Origin of the sequence: Deferribacter abyssi (assembly GCF_049472655.1) — a bacterium.
In the GTDB taxonomy this organism is placed as follows: Bacteria; Chrysiogenota; Deferribacteres; order Deferribacterales; family Deferribacteraceae; genus Deferribacter; species Deferribacter abyssi.
The window spans coordinates 1-19,371 of sequence record NZ_JAQNCS010000012.1 but is presented as its reverse complement, the minus strand read 5'-3'; the positions used below and the strand labels follow the sequence as shown (position 1 = coordinate 19,371).

At 31.4% G+C, this 19,371-nt stretch carries 17 protein-coding genes; 10 read left to right on the top strand and 7 right to left on the bottom strand.

Annotation, left to right across the window (positions count from 1 at the left end; genetic code table 11):
• Positions 1–9: 9 nt before the first annotated feature.
• Positions 10–1,929 carry a putative nucleotidyltransferase substrate binding domain-containing protein gene (locus tag OWK30_RS07845; RefSeq protein ID WP_423325269.1) on the top strand — a complete coding sequence of 640 codons (1,920 nt, stop codon included), beginning with the start codon at positions 10–12 and terminating at the stop codon, positions 1,927–1,929.
• Between the two features lie 118 nt (positions 1,930–2,047).
• On the opposite strand, the gene OWK30_RS07840 is transcribed toward OWK30_RS07845, so the two are convergent.
• The 7 genes from OWK30_RS07840 to OWK30_RS07810 form a co-directional block, all read right to left on the bottom strand.
• Complete coding sequence (locus OWK30_RS07840) at positions 2,048–2,641, bottom strand: hypothetical protein (protein WP_423325267.1); 594 nt, start codon at positions 2,639–2,641, stop codon at positions 2,048–2,050.
• A gap of 164 nt (positions 2,642–2,805) precedes the next feature.
• The gene (locus OWK30_RS07835; protein ID WP_423325265.1) at positions 2,806–3,939 is read right to left on the bottom strand and encodes an aminopeptidase; all 1,134 of its coding nucleotides are present in this window, start codon (positions 3,937–3,939) and stop codon (positions 2,806–2,808) included.
• Positions 3,939–5,540 (bottom strand): bacteriohemerythrin, encoded by a 1,602-nt coding sequence (locus OWK30_RS07830; protein WP_423325263.1) that lies wholly within the window; start codon positions 5,538–5,540, stop codon positions 3,939–3,941. Before OWK30_RS07830 ends, OWK30_RS07835 begins: the two co-directional genes overlap by 1 nt.
• 289 nt (positions 5,541–5,829) lie before the next feature.
• On the bottom strand, positions 5,830–8,607 hold the full coding sequence (locus OWK30_RS07825) for a DEAD/DEAH box helicase (protein WP_423325261.1): 2,778 nt from the start codon (positions 8,605–8,607) through the stop codon (positions 5,830–5,832).
• Positions 8,604–9,773, bottom strand: coding sequence for a class I SAM-dependent rRNA methyltransferase (locus OWK30_RS07820; RefSeq protein WP_423325259.1), 1,170 nt, complete (start codon positions 9,771–9,773; stop codon positions 8,604–8,606). The genes OWK30_RS07825 and OWK30_RS07820 overlap by 4 nt, the downstream gene beginning before the upstream one ends.
• Before the next feature lie 517 nt (positions 9,774–10,290).
• Positions 10,291–11,367 (bottom strand): M20/M25/M40 family metallo-hydrolase, encoded by a 1,077-nt coding sequence (locus OWK30_RS07815; RefSeq protein ID WP_423325257.1) that lies wholly within the window; start codon positions 11,365–11,367, stop codon positions 10,291–10,293.
• On the bottom strand, positions 11,364–11,828 hold the full coding sequence (locus tag OWK30_RS07810; RefSeq protein ID WP_423325255.1) for a GNAT family N-acetyltransferase: 465 nt from the start codon (positions 11,826–11,828) through the stop codon (positions 11,364–11,366). The genes OWK30_RS07815 and OWK30_RS07810 overlap by 4 nt, the downstream gene beginning before the upstream one ends.
• Before the next feature lie 656 nt (positions 11,829–12,484).
• Here OWK30_RS07810 and OWK30_RS07805 point away from each other — a divergent pair.
• The 9 genes from OWK30_RS07805 to OWK30_RS07765 all read left to right on the top strand — a co-directional run.
• The gene (locus OWK30_RS07805) at positions 12,485–14,818 is read left to right on the top strand and encodes a molybdopterin-containing oxidoreductase family protein (protein WP_423325253.1); all 2,334 of its coding nucleotides are present in this window, start codon (positions 12,485–12,487) and stop codon (positions 14,816–14,818) included.
• Positions 14,819–14,832: 14 nt separating this feature from the next.
• On the top strand, positions 14,833–15,387 hold the full coding sequence (locus OWK30_RS07800) for a 4Fe-4S dicluster domain-containing protein (protein ID WP_423325251.1): 555 nt from the start codon (positions 14,833–14,835) through the stop codon (positions 15,385–15,387).
• 9 nt (positions 15,388–15,396) lie between these two features.
• A complete protein-coding gene (nrfD, locus tag OWK30_RS07795) occupies positions 15,397–16,587 on the top strand; it encodes an NrfD/PsrC family molybdoenzyme membrane anchor subunit (protein WP_423325249.1) in 1,191 nt (396 codons plus the stop codon).
• Positions 16,588–16,849: 262 nt separating this feature from the next.
• Positions 16,850–17,221: a DUF134 domain-containing protein gene (locus OWK30_RS07790; RefSeq protein WP_423325247.1), complete on the top strand. Its 372-nt coding sequence runs from the start codon at positions 16,850–16,852 to the stop codon at positions 17,219–17,221.
• Between the two features lie 19 nt (positions 17,222–17,240).
• Positions 17,241–17,450, top strand: coding sequence for a DUF5320 domain-containing protein (locus tag OWK30_RS07785; RefSeq protein WP_423325245.1), 210 nt, complete (start codon positions 17,241–17,243; stop codon positions 17,448–17,450).
• The gene (locus OWK30_RS07780) at positions 17,451–17,537 is read left to right on the top strand and encodes a nucleotide-binding protein (RefSeq protein ID WP_423325373.1); all 87 of its coding nucleotides are present in this window, start codon (positions 17,451–17,453) and stop codon (positions 17,535–17,537) included. It begins immediately after the preceding gene.
• A 14-nt stretch (positions 17,538–17,551) separates the two neighbouring features.
• Positions 17,552–18,295: a 4Fe-4S binding protein gene (locus OWK30_RS07775; protein WP_423325243.1), complete on the top strand. Its 744-nt coding sequence runs from the start codon at positions 17,552–17,554 to the stop codon at positions 18,293–18,295.
• Complete coding sequence (locus tag OWK30_RS07770; protein WP_423325241.1) at positions 18,292–19,158, top strand: ATP-binding protein; 867 nt, start codon at positions 18,292–18,294, stop codon at positions 19,156–19,158. The genes OWK30_RS07775 and OWK30_RS07770 overlap by 4 nt, the downstream gene beginning before the upstream one ends.
• Positions 19,159–19,173: 15 nt before the next feature.
• On the top strand, positions 19,174–19,371 hold a 198-nt coding region (locus tag OWK30_RS07765), incomplete at its 3' end, for a NifB/NifX family molybdenum-iron cluster-binding protein (RefSeq protein WP_423325239.1).

Here is a 19,371-nt window from a genome sequence, read left to right as displayed (position 1 = left end):
GGGGATTTTGTGGGTATTCTTAAACGACTAAAACAGTCTGAACCTTTTAAAAATTTACCTGATCATGAAATAGAAAAATTTCGAGAAAAAGTATTTGTTAAAAAGTTTAGTAATAATGAGGTTATATTTTCACAGTATGATGAACCTACAGGCTTTTTGTACTTTATTATTGATGGAATTGTTGAAATATTCACAGAAGCAACCGAAGGTGTAGAAGTTGTTGTAGATATAAGAAAAGAAGGGGAATTTTTTGGATGGACTCCGATTTTTTCTAATGAAGGGTATACTGCCGGTGCTAAGACTGCTACTATAACAGAATGTTTATTAATACCTAGAGAGTTAATTCTTGATATTTCAAGAAAATATCCTATCATAGCTAATTTTTTTAGTAAAGCTGTTTTTTCAAGGATTAAGAGACTATATTCTGATGTTGTTAAAACTCAATTATCAGAACCTGTTTCACTTATTGAGGCTTTTCCTTTTCAGAAAAAATTGATTGAAATTATGTCGTCACCAGTTGAAATTTGTTTTCCAGAAACAACTGTCCATGAAATTGCAAAAATAATGACGATAAAAGGCATAGGATCAATTCTTGTTTGTGATCATAATAGAAAATTAATTGGTATAATTACCGAACGTGATCTTGTTGTTAAAGTATTAGCTAGAGAAATAGATAGTAATCTTGGTACATTGCAAGCTAAAGATATAATGACCCCTGAACCTTACTATATGTCTCCAGAAACTTATATGTACGAGGCGGCTGCATTCATGCTTCGGCATAAAATTAGACATTTGCCTGTACTAGATGGAGATAAAATAGTTGGAATAGTTACTATAAGAGATTTAATGAAGTTTCGCAGTCAAAAAACTATTTTCCTTGTTGGAAAAGCTAAAGAAGCAAGATCTCTAGATGAACTTTCCAGGATAAAAAAAGAACTTGTTTTAGTAGCAAAGGTGCTTTTGATGGAAAACAGGTCTCATGTTGAGACTATGGAAATTATATCATATATTCACCACAATATAATAAAAAGATGCTTTAAATTAGTTTATGAAGATATGATTTCAGATGGGTTTAAACCTCCAGATATCAAGTTCTGTTTTATGATAATGGGGAGTGGCGGTAGGAAAGAGATGCTTTTAGGACCTGACCAGGATAATGGTTTTGTTTTTGAAGACTATCCTGATGAACTACATGATGAGGTTGAGGCCTTTTTTGTCCCATTTGCGGAAAGACTTGTAAATGCTTTAGCTAGAGTAGGTTATTCTTTGTGTCATGGTAAGGTTATGGTAAATAATCCTCTATGGAGAGGAAGATTAAAAGATTGGAAAGAACGCATTGCTAAATGGATAGAAGTTCCGGAACCTCAAAGAGTCAGATATTCATCGATTTTTTTTGACTTCATGCCTCTAATTGGAGAAACTCGATTATGTCATGAATTAAGAGATTTTGTATATAAAGAAATTAAAGAGAACTCAATTTTTTTGTATCATATGATGGAGCTAGATTTCAAACATAAAGTACCTCTAGGTATATTAGGTAGATTTATTACTTCAAGCGATGATAAGCATAAGGGGAAATTGTCTGTTAAGGAGAATGGGAGTATTTTTATTGTTGATTGTGTAAGGATGTATATGCTTGAAAAAGGTATATATGCTACTACGACAATAGATAGACTTGATAAATTGCTTGAGTTAAAAGTTTTTAATGCCGCAATGGTTGAACATATAAAGGCGGCTTTTGAGTTTTTTACATATATAAGGCTAAAGAATGAGATTAATTTGATAGAGCAAGGTAAGGAGCCGAGTCATTATCTTGATCCTTATAAACTACCAAAACAAGAACAAGAATTATTAAAAGAAGCCTTTAAGGTTGCTGATAAACTGCAAGAATCTACAAGAAGATATTTTTCACGTATTGTTGGCAGATAATTTCTAATATCTTAAATATTTTAAGAATTCTGTTTTAATTATAGCTTATTTTCATTTACAGTATTTAATATTTTTTGAGTTACTATACCCGTAATAATTTATACATTATATAATTCACCTAATAGTTGACTTTTATAGAATTAAATATTTTCTCACTAAAAGTTTGTATATTTTTATTTGTTTTAACGTAAGTGATAATAAATTGGTAGAAAACTTTTTTTCCGGTTATTAATTTTGCCATAAAACCGACTTTATATTTTAAATTTTTGTATTGCATATCACCTTTTATAATTCTAATTTTCCAGTCCTTATTGTTTTCTTCTTTTATTGTGTAATGTAATGAATTTTTTTTGCTTTCTCTTTGCAATTGACCAATAAACCAGTTTTGTAAAGTTTCGATATTTGGATTTGCTTTACCATAAATAAATTTTGAAATACTGATTTTATATGCACCAAAACTATAATCATAGACTGCTCCGTCCTTGATTATATCTTTTTGACTTTTTTTTACTTTTACATCATGTTTTTTTAACTCCCCAGGGGATAATAACGTGACACCTATATCTCTCAATTCATGAATTTTTAATTTTTTGGTGAGTAAGATATTATTCTGTTTGAATATCTTTTTGTTTGTCATACTTTTGTTTATTAAAATTCCTATAAATATTAGACTAAATACTATGGTTGTAATCCAAAATACCTTTTTGCCCATATATGACCTCCAGAAGAAGTTGTTTTTTAGCTCTAAATACTTTAATATAAAGGTAACATATTACTCAAATAATATCAATTGGTTATATAAAATAATGTGTATCGTGCTTTTCAGTTATTAAAATTAAAAAAAAGAAAAACTTTTAATGAATGTATTTAGTGATTTTAAAGTTTTGGTATAAATGTTCGATTTTTTAAAATTAAAGTTTTGTTGCCTGTTTTATCGATACCAAAAACTGTAGGATAAAGTATTAAATAATCTTCATGAAAAGGTGCCTGATTTTTTCCACCAAAAGCATGGTTGTCGCCAAATGCAATGTGAACTGTACCATAGATTTTTTCTGATTCTAAAATGTTGTCAAGCATTGTGGCGGTTTTGTTTGTACCAAAACCAAGTTCAGCTACAAATTTATTGTTTGGGTGGAGATTAATTTTTTGAATCATTTCATTTACATAAGTTTCGTTTCCTGAAATATCTTTAATTTTTCCATTTTCGATAATAATTTTGATTGGAGAATCAAGTTTTTTTGTGGGTGCATATTCCAATATTATTATTCCATTGCTTTTACCTTCTACAGGTGCGAAAAAAACTTCTCCAGCAGGAAGGTTGCCAAAACTTCCTGGCTTATTCAGTTTTCCCGAATCAGGAATGACTTCTCTATCTTTTTTTGAAATGTATATATTCGTACCATTTTCGCTTATGATTTGAAAACCAGTGAAATCACTTATATAAGTTGCTAACTTTAAGGTAAACTCAGCAAGTTCGTTGATGTCAGTTCTCATAGAAGTATTAAACATTTCAGGATCAAACAAAGGCATACTAGCGTATCTACCGCCAGCAATTTCTGTAAATAATTTTCTAAAAAATGTATGACTAGTAGAGAAATTTGTAATGGCCATGATTACATCAAATTTTGGCTTATTTGAAAAAACAAAATTACCAATTAAGCCTTTATCGTTTACACTTAAACATTTATTTAACAATTTTTCAGTTAAGTTGTGAGATTTCAAATAGGAAATGAAATCTTCACCAAACACATATTCCCAAACTGTTAAATCAGGTTCTTTTCCATGTCCTTTTGTAGAAGGGTATTCTAATAAATAGGTATTTTGATGCAACATTTTCAATTGATGAAAGAGAGCTTTTGTGAATTTAGTTAATTTTTCCCATCTAACTTTATCTTTACTACTAAGATCTATAGTATTGTCAAATAATTCAGAAATTATTAAAAGTCGTTCTTCTTTTTTTAATTGAAAAGCATTTTCAATAATATTTTTTGCTTGGATTTTTAAATTCACTACAACACCTTCCCTTTTAAGTATGGAGCATATTTTTTATCTTCACCCATAATATGTTGTATGAGCCATTTTCTCAAAAAATTCATTAGTGTAAAGCCGATTGCTTCATCCCCACTTTTAAATTTATTTATGAAATCAACAACTGTTGCTTTTAAATTTTCGTGTATTTTATGATGATTTTCATACTCTGGATAATTGTATTGTTTAAAAGCTTCTTCCTCTGAATTAAAGTGATAAACAGTGTATTCAACTAGTTCGTTTAAAATATTTTCTAAAACTTGAGCAGATCTATCAGCTTTAATGGCACCATATAACTTATTAATTATTTCAACTAATTTTTTATGTTGATTGTCAAATTTTGACACCCCTGTTTCCATTTTTTCTGACCATTGAATAAAATCTTCACTATGATCAATTTTAAAATAACCTAACTCTCGCATTAGTTCTACAGAGATTTCAAGAAGGTCGTTACTTGCTTGTTTTGTCTTGGTGTATAAATCTTTAATATTTGAAATTTTTATGGCTACATCTGAAATGTTTTTAGAAATATCTTCTATTGCAAAAGATTCTTCATTAATCGCTGTCGTAATAGCCTCTAGCTTTGTTTTTATTTCAGTAAATGATTCATTTACTTCTCTTATTGCTGATATTGAAGTGTTAGCAGTTTCTACACCTTTATCCACTTCTTCCACTTCTTTGTTTACGACATCTATTATGTTGTTTGTTTCTTTTTGAATGTTTTTTATAGATTCTTCTATGAGTTTTGTTGAATCGGTGGTTTTGTTGGCTAATTTTCTAACTTCATCAGCAACAACAGCAAATCCTCTACCATGTTCTCCAGCTCTTGCAGCTTCAATGGCAGCATTTAAAGCTAGCAAGTTTGTTTGGTCGGCTATATCGTTGATGGTGAGGATTATTTTTCCTATTTCGTCGGATAGTTTCTTGAAATTTGATATTCTTTCAGCAATTTGATTGGATGTATAGGCTATATTTTCTATTTGTTTTTTGTTATCTTCTATCATATTGACAGATTTTAACAGCTTGTCTTCAGCCTGATTAGTTGTATCTCTAATTTCAATTGTGTTATCAAGAATGTTTTTACTTGTAGAATTTAGTTCTTCTGCTGCTGATGATACTCCTTGAATTTCATCATTTATACTAACAATATTCATTTCCATATTTTCACTTGTTACATTTAAATCTTCGGATGCAGATTTTAATGATACCGATGTATTGTAAAAATTCTTTATAATGTTACTGAATTTTTCTATTGAATCAGTGAAAACTAAAACCAACTCAGAAAGTTCATCATTTTTTGTAGTAATGTCTAATTTTTTGAAATTAAGATTACCATTTTTAATCTCTTCAGTGTATTTTTTTAGAATATCGATGTATTTGAAGAGGTACTTGAGAATAAAAATAATAACTGAAATGGCAGAAATGGTACCTATGAACATTAGTATGACATTTATATAAATAGCAGTATTTTTATCAAAATAGTTGTTTTTTAAAATATAAATATTAAATAAGCCTATGATACCACCAAGAATTCCTACGAATAAAACTCCAATTGCTATTTTAATTTTTAAGCTAACTTTCATTTGATTCCTCCAGATTTTTACGTTATATTTTATTATATTAAATTTGATAAATTTCAAGAAGATTGATAATAATATGGATGTTTTTTATAACAAATGTTTAAAATTTTAATTGATCGTATTGTTTTTGTTGTGTTCATAGATAGTTACAAGAAGTAATAACTAAGAAGTAATAACTCAAAAGTGTAGCATACGTTTGTTTTTTGTTGTATTTTTTGACAAAGTGGTAACAAATTAAAGTGAATTGATTATTTTTATAATTTTGGTTTTTTTATTAAAAATTCCTTAAAAATTACGTAAATATATAATTCCAATTAACTGGAATTGTTATTCTTAATCCCTTGTTTTCACAGTACACTTTTTTGTTTTGAACACCAAAATTGAAAATTTTATATGTTATTTCAACATCTTTTTTACAATACTCTATAATCTTTTCAAAATTACCATCTTTATACCATTTTAATGACTGCAGTCCGTCTGCACTTTTTTGAATATTCAGTGTGGATTTAGCTATATTGTTTAGAGAAAAACGTTTACCAGTAATACATTTGATATCATATAAAATATCTAAAACTACGGATTGTTTTAAATTTATGTTTAGATATGCGCTTAACACTTTAAAGTCAAAATTAATGATATTAAAACCGATAATCGCCTTGGCATTTTTAATAATATTTTCAAAATACGCCATATCATTTTCGTAAAAAACTAGATATTTATCTTTTTCAAATGAATAAGCTACGAGAATAGCTACTCCCATCTTGTGAGCGTTTTTCCATCCACCTACTTCATCAGCTGAATATTTTGTTTCAATGTCGAATACAAGTATATCTTTTTTATGTGGATAATTTGAAAACTTACTGATAGAATGTTTATTGTTTAGAATAAAACCAAGAAGAGTTAATGCTCCATTTTTATCGAGGGGATAATTGCCTGAACCGCATTTTGGAGAGATTATACATGCTGGACACCCAGTTTCGCATTGGCAGTTTTTTATATTTAGTAAAGTGATTTGAAGTATTTTTTCAATATTGTCGAAGACACGCCTAGTTATACCAATACCGCCAGGATATCCATCATATATAAAGATGGATATATTTCCTGTTTGTGGATGTGCTGGATAAGATATTCCGCCAATATCATTTCTATCACATAATATTTCGGTTGGTATCATTGCTATGATTCCATGTTCTATAGCATGAATAGAACCCATAATATTGGTACTTTGTTGGTTTTCAGGTATTTCTATTACAATTCCTTTAGTTTCAAACTGTATGGGTTCTGTTTTAATATCTATTTTTCCTAGTTTTTCTCCTGTTTTATCTGAAATTTTCTCATAACCTGTCAAATGTTCTGTCACAATGAGATCAACATACTTGCAGTTAAAATTTCTTATTTTTTTTTCTTTGTGAACTTTTAAAACTACTGTTTGTTTTTCTAGTATAGGTCGTGTATAGTAATTTGGATTAGCAGGTTTTACGTGAATTTCTTTTTTTGAATGGTCGATATTTTTTACAATAAATGTTTCTCCCCTGTGAATGTAAATAGCACCTATGTAATTTTCAGTATATGCTTTTTTTGCTGAGTTTGTGCCTATTATAATATCATTCATCATTATTGTATAGGTGCTACCGCTAGCTCTTAAATCAACTTCTTTGTGGGGGTAATTTTTAAAAGTAACAACAACTTTTTTTTCATCATCTTGGAAGAGTTCTTTTGATTCGAGCATTTTATCAATGATTCTAATATTTTGATTATAATAATATTCATTTGTAATTATAGGTTTTTCATAGGCTGCGCACTGTACATGTTGTTTTTGAATAATTTCATTTTCTTTATCAATTAAGGCATCTTCGAACTTTGAAGATAAAAGCTTATTGGGATTTTTAACAAAATATTGGTCAAGAGCATCGTTGGTTGCGATCAATATAATAAGACTTTCGTTGTTGTTTCTACCTCCTCTTCCTGCTCTTTGCCAAAGACTCATTAGAGAACCAGGAAAACCTAAAATTATTGTAGCGTCAATTCCTCCAATATCTATTCCAAGCTCGAATGCACTTGTGGCAATTACACCTTTGAGTTTTCCATCTCTAAAATTTTTTTCAATAGATCTTCTTTCTTCAGGTAAGAATCCTGCCCGATACGATGAAATGGAATTTTTGCTAATATTTGCATCAGAAATAAGTCTTCGGTATATAGTTTCTGTTTGAACTCTTGATTTTGTAAAGCAAAGAGTTTTAATTCCTGACTCTATAAATATTTTCATGAAATAAGAGGCTAGAGTTGCAGCAGGAACTTTTTCAGGATTGAAAAAAAGAAAATGTTTTTTGCTAGATGGGGCACCATTTTTATATATATGTTCGAAATCGATATCGAAGAGATCTTTTGCAAGCTCTTTTGCATTACCAATAGTTGCCGATGATGTAATAATTTGTATATTGGGTAAAAAACGTTTTAATCTTTGAAATATATTTCTTACATGTGAGCCAAAAATACCTCTGTAAGTATGCAATTCATCGATTACTATGTATTTTAAATTTTTTAAGAATGGTTCCCATTCTGGGATTTTAGGTAATATAGAATAATGTAATATATCGATGTTTGATATAATAATATCGGGTGGATTAGCTAAGATTCTTCTTCTTACTTTTTTATTAGTATCTCCATCGATTACATCTACTTTAAAATCAAAAAGAGGTATTTTGTTTGCGAAATTTTCTAGTTTTTCTTTTTGGTCGTAACCCAATGCCTTTATAGGAAAAAGATAAAGAGCTTTCGATTTATTCAGGTAAATGTCTTCCAATATAGGAAGATTGTAACATAATGTTTTTCCTGAGGCTGTTGGAGTGGTTATAAGAACATTTTTGCCATCTTTTATTAAGCTATACGATTCTGCTTGATGAGAATAAAGATGATGTATCCCCATCTCTTTTAGTGTTTCTTTTAGAATTTGATTTTCTATAATTTTTAAGTCTACAAAAGAACCTTTATGTTCTTCTAATATTTTTTCAAAAACAAGGTTATTTGCAAATTTACCGTTTTTTATATACTTAACAAGAGATTTTATCATAATACCTGAATAAAAAAGCCTTTGAGATAAAATGTCTCTTTCATTTTAGGGTTGACCGGGTGGTCAAAGCCTTGTGTTAATTTTGAAAGAATTTTGAATTTTTTGCCGGCAGTTTTAGCTGCATTATTTAAAATCCAGTGAAATTTTTCTTCGTCTACATGTTGTGAACAACTACATGTAAAAATAAATCCATTTTTTTTCACAGATTTTAGTGCCCACTTATTTAAGTTAATATATCCTTTTAGTGCTTCACTTAATTTCTTTTTAGATTTAACAAAAGCTGGAGGATCAATAACGAGAATGTCCGGTTTTTCTTTATTCTGAGCTAGATTTTTTAAAAAATCTATGGCATCAATTTTTAGAAATTCTGTTTCTGCTTTGAATTTATTCATTTTTACATTTTCTTCAGCACATTCAAGGGCAAAAGCTGAGATATCTACAAATGTAACCTTTTTAGCATGGTTCTTTAAAGCATTTAACCCCCATCCTCCTATATAAGAAAAAACATCTACCACATACATATTATTTGCAATTAATTGCATTAATTTTTTGTTTTCACGTTGATCAAAATAGTATCCTGTTTTTTGAGCCTTAAAAATATTTACATACATTTTAATATTATTTTCCTCAAAAAATATATCACCATTAAATTTATTATTTAGTGATTCTACAGTAAGAGGTAATGTCTCGAGAAGTCTAGCGGTGTTATCATTTTTTAAAACAATCTTTATATTATCAGAAAATAATTCTTTTAAAGCTGTTATTATAAGGTCTTTATTTTTGTCAGCCCAGAATGTATTTAATTGAATTGAAAACAAATTGTCGTATCTATCTATGATTACGCCTGGGAGAAAATCACCTTCACTAAATAGTAAACGATAATAAGGTTTGTCGTATAAGATTTTTCTTAACGAGAGTGCAGTGCTAATTCTGTTTTTTACGAAGTTTATATCTATATTAATATCTTTTTTGCTTAATATTCTTGCACATATGAGCGAATGTGGGTTTACATATCCTATCCCAAGAAACTCTTTGTTATGAGTATAGATTTTTGCAACTTCCCCAGGAACAAAATCTCTTATATTTTCTACTTCGTTTGAAAATATCCAAAGATAACCAGCTTGAACCCTTCGATCAAAACCTTTTTTCAAGAAAAGTGTTTTCATATTTTTATTTTAAACAATAAACGACTTAAAAAGTCAAATGAAAAAGAGCCAGTTTTCACTAAAACAGTACAACTGTTTCATAATAAAAGCATGTTTTTCAATAGTAAATGTTTGATTTGATAATTTTTTGATAAACAAAAGATTGCTTTATTTCTACCAATTTTTGCAACTCATTATTATTTTTTCAAATTATAAAAGTGGTTTTTTATTTTTTTATTAAAAGAGAGTGCTAATAGTAAAAGATTTGCCAGTACTACACTTAAAAGTATTATTATCATTTTCATATAAGGTTCATTAAAATGCAAACGGATAATTGTTAATTTATAAGTAGTAATTACCCATATAACTGTACCTAAAACAAAGGAAATTTGAAGTGTATACATTGCAAATTTTCTTTTTATAAAAAAGAATATAATCATACTGATAAAAACTGCAGTTAAAAGCATATTTCCTCTTCGTAGAAAATGAGCAGCATTGATTAGTTCTGTAACTAATAGTAATATAAAAAAAATAGTTTTTATCTTATTCCCTCCATGACAGAATAATAAATATTTGATGCTTTAACAACATCTGCAAAATTTACATATTCATCCCCAGTATGAGCATTAGATAAATCTCCTGGCCCGAGGATAATAGGTTTGATGCCAAATTGCCATAATATTGGGGCATCAGAATCACTTTTAAAAAGTGAAGGGGTAAAATGGATATTTTGTTCATTGTAAATATTTTTTAATTGTTTTGGTAAAGATGCTTTTTCAGACAATTCATAACCATGGTGTATAGTTTCTAATGAAAATTTTATCTCGTTATCTGTAAATTTGTTATAGATTAATTCTTCAATTTCAAAAGCTAATATTCCAAGGGGATACTTTGTAGGCAAATGTAAATCTAGGTATGCTTCACACTTATCAGGACTTGCGAATCCAGCCTGTGAGCTATTGAAGTCTCTTATATTGTATAGGATGTCTCCTTTTTCATCTATATAGTTTATTATTAGATTAATACAATCCATCATCAATTTCACTGCATTTTTGTCTGGTTTTGAAATAGAAGCGTGTAGTTTTTGCCCATAAGTTAATAATGACATTTCTATATAACCATAATGACCAAAACATGGGTTTAAATTTGTGGGTTCACCAATAATTGCCCAATCAAAAGAGTATTCACGAGCAAGTTCAAAAGCACCATCACCAGATTCTTCTTCTCCTACAACAAGGGCAAGAGAACAAGGAAAATCTGATTGATGTTTTTCTTTATATGTTAAAAAAGCTTCTATCATGGCTGCACAGCCGCTTTTCATATCAGCAGAACCAAGACCATAAATTTCATCATCATAAACATCAGCTTCATAATTTTCATAATCAAAAGCAGGTACAGTATCTATATGACCTACCAATACTAGATTGCTTTCCCCTTCTTCAGGAAGAATTAAAAGATTACCTCTTGAGTCTTCAACCTTCTGATATACAAACTCTATGCTATGTTTTGTGAAAAGATTCTTTAAAAAATGTATAATCTCCCCTTCTTTACCAGATGGGCTATAAATATTGATCATATCGATTAATAAATTTTTTAGTCGGTCTTCATTTATCATTTTTTCTCACTTTCTTCTAAATAAAGAGTTAGATAAATTTGTTCTTTTGGTTCACTAAAACCTTTATTTCTAAAAAATTTTAATGCTTCGTTATTACTTTTTTCAACATCTACAAAGAGAGTTATAACACCATTTTTTTTCATATATTTTTTAAATTCATCAAAAAGTTTAGAAGCAACTCCTTGTTTTTTGTATTCTTCATCTACACATAACCATACGAGATAACCATACTTTATTAATGCTTTATTAACAACGTAAGAAAGTATAAAACCAACAATTTTTCTATCTATTTCCGCTACAAAACAGCTTTCTTTATCATTTATAAAAAACTCTGCTACTTCATTCTCATCCCATACTCTATAAAGGTTTGGATAATTTTGTAATGTAAAAACTTTTTCACCAAGCTTATAGATGTGTGGTAAGTCGTTAATCGTTATTGTTCTTATAACTATGTCTTTCATAAAATAGCCCTTCTATGCATAATACTTTAATATTGTCTAATTCCTTTTATAAATCAATTAAAAAATTGAATTTAAAAAAGCTATGTTGTTATAGTCAGTTTATCCTGTTTTTAATTCATTATATAGAACATCAACTTTCTATTATACAACAAAAAACTTAGGAATTTTCAACGGAAAATTAATTACAAGATGTGTGTAATATTTTTTAGTGGACTTTTTCTAGTTTTGAATTCTTTTTTTGAAAACTTGGATAAAAAAAATTGAGCAGTATTTGGTTTTATAACGCTTTGATAAGCTAGTTATAGTTTTGTTACTGTTTGCGATAGTGACTATGTAGCTTATACTGAACAGTGAAGAAATTATCTTCTTGCTGATGATTGTTTATATTATATTTACTTCCTTAAATATCTAATTTTTATTCTGCAGTAATTTTAAAATATATGAGATTTATAAAAATAGTTGAATATACAAATAGTACAATATTGGTCCTAATATAACTCATTGTAAATGTAAATAAAATTATGTTTGAAACTATTGGTAAGTATAAGTAATTATTTGTCATAAGAAAAAAAAATTACTTGCATATGCTAATAAAATATGTATATTGTATACAATTCTAAGGTAGCTAAGCTATTAAATACAGGAGGACTGCTATTATGAAGCTAGCAGATTTAAAAATTAGCAGAAGAAAGTTTTTAGCAGCTTCAGGTACTACTGCAGCAGTCATAGCAATGACTGGTGGATTATCAAGTTTAAAAGCAGTAGCATCTGAGCACAGTGCAGAATCAAGTAATGGTGGTGAACGTGGAAGAAAGTTCATTCCTTCTACATGTGCAATATGCGTTAATAAGTGTGGATTGATTGCTGAAGTTGTGGATGGAAGAATCAAAAAGCTAAACCCTAACCCAAAATATCTTAAAAGTAGAGGGATGTTGTGTGCTAGAGGAAATGCAGGGGCTGCAGTTCCTTATGATCCAAACAGGTTGAAAAAACCTTTACTGAGAGTTGGAAAAAGAGGTGAAGGTAAGTGGAAAGAGATTAGCTGGGATGAGGCTTTCAAATATGTGGCAAACAAACTGGCTGAGTTGAAACAGAAATATGAAAATAGATCTACCGTATTGTTTGCATCCACTGAAGGGTTTCAAGAAGAATTTTTCTACTTCTTGGCACAGTCTTATGGTTCTCTCAATACCGTTAGACATCCAACCCTTTGTCTGGCTTCTGTAATTCAGGGATGGATGTCTGTTTTTGGGACATATCCAGATGCGGATATGAGAAACGCTGAATTTGTTCTTATGTTTGGAGCAAATAGAGCTGAAGGGCTTGTGACTCCTGATTCTGTAGATTTTCAGAGATTTAAACCAAAAGGGCAGCAGCTTATATACTTTGACCCAAGATTTACCAATACTGCTGCCAAAGCGGATAAATGGTATCCAATTAAGCCTGGTACCGATATGGCTCTTGTTCTCGCTTTGATAAATGTAATCATTAGCGAGAATTTGTATGATAAAGAGTTTGTTGAGAAATATACTTACGGTTTTGATAAGCTTGCAGAACATGTAAAAAAATACACACCTGAGTGGGCTGAAAAAGAGTGTGAAATTACTGCATCTGAAATCAGATGGATTGCTAGAGAATTCGCAAAGTACGCTCCAAGAAGTCTTGTGTATCCAGGTAGAAGGAGCTCTTGGTATGTAAATGACACATATTTCAGAAGAGCATGTGCCATCTTAACGGCTATTTGTGGTAGCTGGGATGTCCCTGGTGGTATTGTACCTAAATCAAAGATAGCTTTGGCTAAACATGATGACATAGTTTTTCCTATTTTTGATATGGCTGAAGATAGAATTGATAAAGAAGCTGAGGGAATTATTAGAGAGCTTCTTCCTGATGATGAGAGAACGTCAGCTGGCCTACCTACAGATTCCTGTACATTTTTAGGTGAAAAAGATGGTAGCTGGCTTGCATTAAGGGAAGCTGTGCTTAAAGGTGAGCCGTATCCTGTGAAAGGGATGATGGTTTACAAACAAAACCCTGTTGAATCTGTACCAGAAAGACGTAAGACACTGAAAATGCTTAAACAGATGGAATTTATCTGCGTAATTGATGTGCAGATGTCCGATACAGCTTGGTTTGCAGATATTGTGTTACCTGAATCTACATATCTTGAAAGATGGGATCCCTGTCATGGTGAATCAGGTATTTGGCCTGTTGTTGCATTTAGACAACCTGTAATTAAACCTTTGTTTGATACAAAATCAATGCATGAAATTGCTGCTGGAATCGTGGATGAAATGTTAAAGATTCCTGCACTTTGGGATGATGCTGATCCTGAAGAGGTGGAAGAATTCAAAGAGACTGTAGTTGAAGAGATTTTCCATAAAACAACAGAAGAATTTGTAAGACATCAGTTATCTAAATATCCAGGTGCTTTTGAAAAGTGTAAGAAGGAAGGGACCTTTTATCTAACAGATAAACCACATTATGGCAAAACAAAGAAACCAGGATTCAGATTTAAAACACGTTCCGGTAAAATTGAACTGTACAACCTTAAATATGAAGCGAAAGGGCTTGATCCTCTTCCAGTATACAGAAGGCCAAAAGATGCGCCTGGTAAGTATAGATTTATTGTGGGAAGACATGGGTTTTATACCCATACAAGTACCCAGAATAATCCATATTTATGGGAACTTTTAAAAGAAAATGTGATTTGGATAAATACTAAGGAGGCTAAGAAGTTGGGTATTAACACAGGGGATTATGTAATTGTGAAGAGTGAAGTGGGTGAACAAAGAGTAAAAGCATATGTTACAGAAAAAATTAGACCTGATTGTGTTTACTATGCCCATGGATATGGAAGATTATCCCCTTGGTTGAAACTTGTATATAATAAAGGTGGATCACAAGCAGCTATTATTAAAAGTGCTATTGAGCCTATTTCTGGTAATGCTGCAATGCATGAAACTTTTGTTGAAATAAGGAAAGCGTGAATAGGGGTGCAGCTATGAGTAAAAAGCGTTATGCTATTGTATTAGATACAAAGAAATGTTTAAACTGCAAGGCCTGCACCGTTGCCTGTAAGTTTGAAAACGGTGTTCCTGTCGGAGATGAAACATATAGAATTTGGGTAACTGAGTTGCCATTACAAGGACATTTTCCTAATTTACATCAGGAGTATCAACCTTCTCAATGTCAGCATTGTGAGAATACCCCTTGTGAAAGTGTATGCCCTACTCATGCAACATTTAGAACTGAAGAAGGGGTAGTATTGGTTGATTATGATAAATGTATACTTTGTAAAGCATGTATGGCAGCTTGTCCGTATGATGCAAGATTTGTTAGTGAGCATCATAAAGCTATTGAAAAGTGTACTATGTGTTACCACAGACTTGGTGAAGGCAGAGAACCTGCCTGTGTGGAAACATGTCCAACTAAAGTTAGAGTGTTTGGAGATCTAAATGATCCTAATAGTAAGGTGAGTAAGTTGTTGGCTTCGAGGGCATATTATCAGTTGAAACCTGATAGAAATACTCGCCCAAGATTATTTTACCTAAAGTAGGAGGATAATATGTCTGCTCATGTAGAAAAGAAATCATTTTTTAGCGTAAATAAGGAAATTCCAGCCTATCCATTTATTTTCATAGGTTTAATTTTGTTGGCTATTGGTGGGATAGCTGTTTTGCAAGTATTGATGAAAGGACATGAAGCTGTTTATGCTGTCAATAGAGAAGTACCTTGGGGATTGCTGATTGCAACCTACGCATATTTTGTTATTACTTCTACCGGGCTTGCTTTTATAGGTGGTTTGGCTCACGCTTTCGGTTATGAGAAATATGGAAAAATTAGCAAAAGAATAGTTGTTATGGCATTTGTGATTCTGTTGACAGGTTTTACTCAAATTGGTATGGAGATCGGCCATCCTATTAGACTAATGATATATTTGATTTTATCTCCTAATTTGAGAGCTCCTATTGTTTGGATGGGTGTGTTCTATTCCATCGAGCTTGTAATCCTTGCCATAGAATTATACCTTGTGTTTAATCCTAAGGGTACAAGCCATACTGCATCAGCTATTGTGGGATTTTTTGCATTGCTCGTAGGTACAGTTGCTACAAGTAACCTTGGTTATGTTTTCGGATCCCTAAATGCAAGACCTTTTTACCATGGTATATATTTCTCAACATTTCTTGTAGTTTCAGGGATTACAGCTGGCGCTGCTATGCTTATGTTAATCCACAATATTGTTTATAAAGGAAGAATCCCATCCGATTTAGAAGAATCAATGACTGCTCTTGGTAAATTAATGGGGATGGGTATAGGGATGATGATGTTCCTTTATTTCTGGAAGATAATGTCATCTTTGTACACTGAGCCAAAGGGAGCGTATGAAGCTATTCTTGCTTTGTTAAAAGGACCTTTAAGTTTGAATTTCTGGATTGGTGAAGTTTTATTGGCTGTTGTGTTACCATTACTCATTATTGTAGTTACTAAAGCTAAAAGCATGAAAGCTCTGGGTGTGGCTGGATTTTTTTACATGATAGGGCTATTTTTTACTAGATACGATTTTATTGTGGCAGGTCAGTTACCACCAATGAGAGCTGGTTATGAAGGTTCTGGAGTTCATACAACCATTTCCGGTTTGGCTCATTATTCTCCATCTATTGGAGAATGGATGATATTTGCACTTGGTTGGGGTGTATTTCTCTTCTTATATTTTGCCGCTGAAAAGTTTCTGAATTTGGAAACAGAACATCATTGAAGTTGTAAGGGGAGCTACAGAAGGCTCCCTTTTTTAACATATTACGTCTAATAATGAGTTTTTAAACTTAATTCTAATTCATTGCATTACGTTTCAGTATATTTATGAATATCAATAATCAGTTGCCATATTTATATGAGATTAATTGAAATTACTATCAAGTTGATAGGTTTTTGTTGTGTTAATTATGAAATTATGTAAAATAAAAAAAAAGGGTTGAATTATGAACATATGCTTATTATATTATTAAGTGAGGTGTAAAATGGCAAGACCAAGTAAAGTAAGAATGATTGCTTTTAAACCCCTGTGTTACGAATTTAAACCTAAGGGGATTCCAAGCACAGAGCTTGAAAAAGTAGAACTTGCTATGGATGAGTTAGAAGCGGTCAGGTTGGCAGATTATGAAGGGCTAGATCATGAAGAAGCTGCAGAACTTATGGGAATTTCTAGGCCAACTTTCTCGAGATTGGTGGAAAAGGCTAGAAGAAAAATAGCAGAGATGCTTGTTGAATCTAAAGAACTGGTTATTGATGGTGGGAGTGTAGAGTTTGTTAGAAGACATAGATGTCGTAGATGTGGTAAGGAGACAGGGTTTTTAGGAAGTAAACATAAATGTAAAAAAGTTGAAAAATAAAAATAAAAGGAGGTGAAATATGCCAGGATTTGATAGAACTGGACCAATAGGTGAAGGCCCAAGAACAGGTAGAGGCCTTGGAAGATGTAATGGGAATGTTGAAAAAAGAGAAAATACTAATGTAGAATATCCAGTAAGAAGAAGATTAAGAGATGGCAGCTGCCATAATGGTAGAGGTCGAGGGTTAGGCAGAGGATACGGACGTGGTTTTGGATGTAGACGAGGATAAGTGGTGAAAGTTGCAGTTATTAGTGGCAAGGGTGGTACAGGTAAAACCACCTTTGCCATTAATTTTTCAAAATTTTTAGCAAAATAGGTAAAAAAGTTTTATTGGCTGACCTTGATGTGGAAGAGCCGAACGGTAATCTATTTTTTAACTATCTATTAAAATATAGTGAGTCTTATACTTATATTCCAAAACTGATAAAGGAAAATTGTGCATACTGCAGAGAATGTGCAAAGAAGTGCATGTTTAAAGCTTTAGCGGTTTCTAAAGGTTTCTGGATGCTTTTTCCGGAGCTTTGCCATGGTTGTAGAGCGTGTGAATACGTATGTAAATTTGAAGCTATAGCGGAAGATAAAAGGTGCATAGGGAAAATAGGTATTAATGAAGTGAATAATCCTTCATTTATTGAGGGGAGATTAAATGTCGGTGAAGTGCTTACAACTTCTTTGATCAAAGATGTGAAAAAGAAAATAAAGAGAATTGAAGAAAAATACGAAGTGGTTGTAATGGATGCCCCTCCTGGAACATCATGCCCTGTTATTGAAGTGGTAAAGGATGTTGATAAGGTGATTGTTGTAGCTGAAGATTCCCCTTTTGGATTTTATGATTTTACATTGATTCACGATTTGCTTAGCGAATTAAATAAAGATTATCATCTCGTTATAAATAAATTTAAAGATGGGAAAGAAATAATACCTTTTTGTGATAAAGAAAGTATTAATGTTCTTGCTAAAATTCCATTGGAGAAAAATATAGCATATAAGTATTCAAAGGGAGAATTTGCGCTGGATGAGTATGACGAAGTTTTTCGAGATGTTTATTATAAGTTAATTGAGGTAGAAAGTTGAAAGAGATAGTGGTTGTTAGTGGAAAAGGTGGTGCAGGTAAATCTACGATAACTGCATCCCTTGCATATTTTTTGAACCACAATGATGTATTAGTGGATGCGGATGTTGATGCGGCTGATTTACATATTTTGATGAAGCCTGATATTGAAACGGAAAAGGATTTTTATTCCGGATTAGAGTTCGTAATCGATAATGATGTTTGTACTAATTGTGATGAATGTCGTCAGAAGTGTGAATATAACGCCATAAATGTAATTGATGGGCGTTATCTTATTGATGGGATTGCTTGCGAAGGGTGTGGTTTTTGTAGCTATGTTTGCTCAGTGGAAGCCATTTCATCAAGTGAGAAGTTAACCGGTAAAAAATATATTTCGAACACAAGGTTCGGCTTTAAAATGGTTCATGCAAAACTAAATGTTGCGGAGGAGAATTCCGGTAAATTGGTGGCTGAGGTTAAGAAAAATGCGAGAGAATTGGCCGAAAAGCAAAATAGTGAAATTATTCTTGTAGATGGACCTCCTGGAGTAGGATGTAGTACCATATCTGCACTATCTAATGCTGATATAGCGTTGTTAGTGGTGGAATCGACAGTTTCAGGGTTACACGATATAAAAAGATGTATGGTGTTATTACAACATTTTAAGAGTAAGATATGCGTAATTATTAATAAATTTGGATTAAACCCTGACATAGATTGCGAAATTTTAAATTATTTTGAAGATAAAGAAGTTGAGATGCTTGGGAAAGTTGATTATTCGCTGAATGTTGTAGATTCATTAAAAAGATGTATGGTGCTACCTGAGTACGCTGAACTTTATAAAAAAGTTTTTGCTGAAATTTTTGATGGGTTAAAGAAAATGTGAGTTTTGGAGGTGAGTATGAAAATATTGGTTACAGCCTTAAAAGATGATGTAAATGAGAAGATGGATCCAAGGTTTGGACGAGCAAGATATTGGTATGTTTATGATACAGAAAAGAATGAGGAGTGTTTTATAGATAATTCTAAGAATATATCTCTTGATCATGGTGCAGGGATTCAGGCTGCTACTTCAATTGTGGATGAGGGAATAGATATA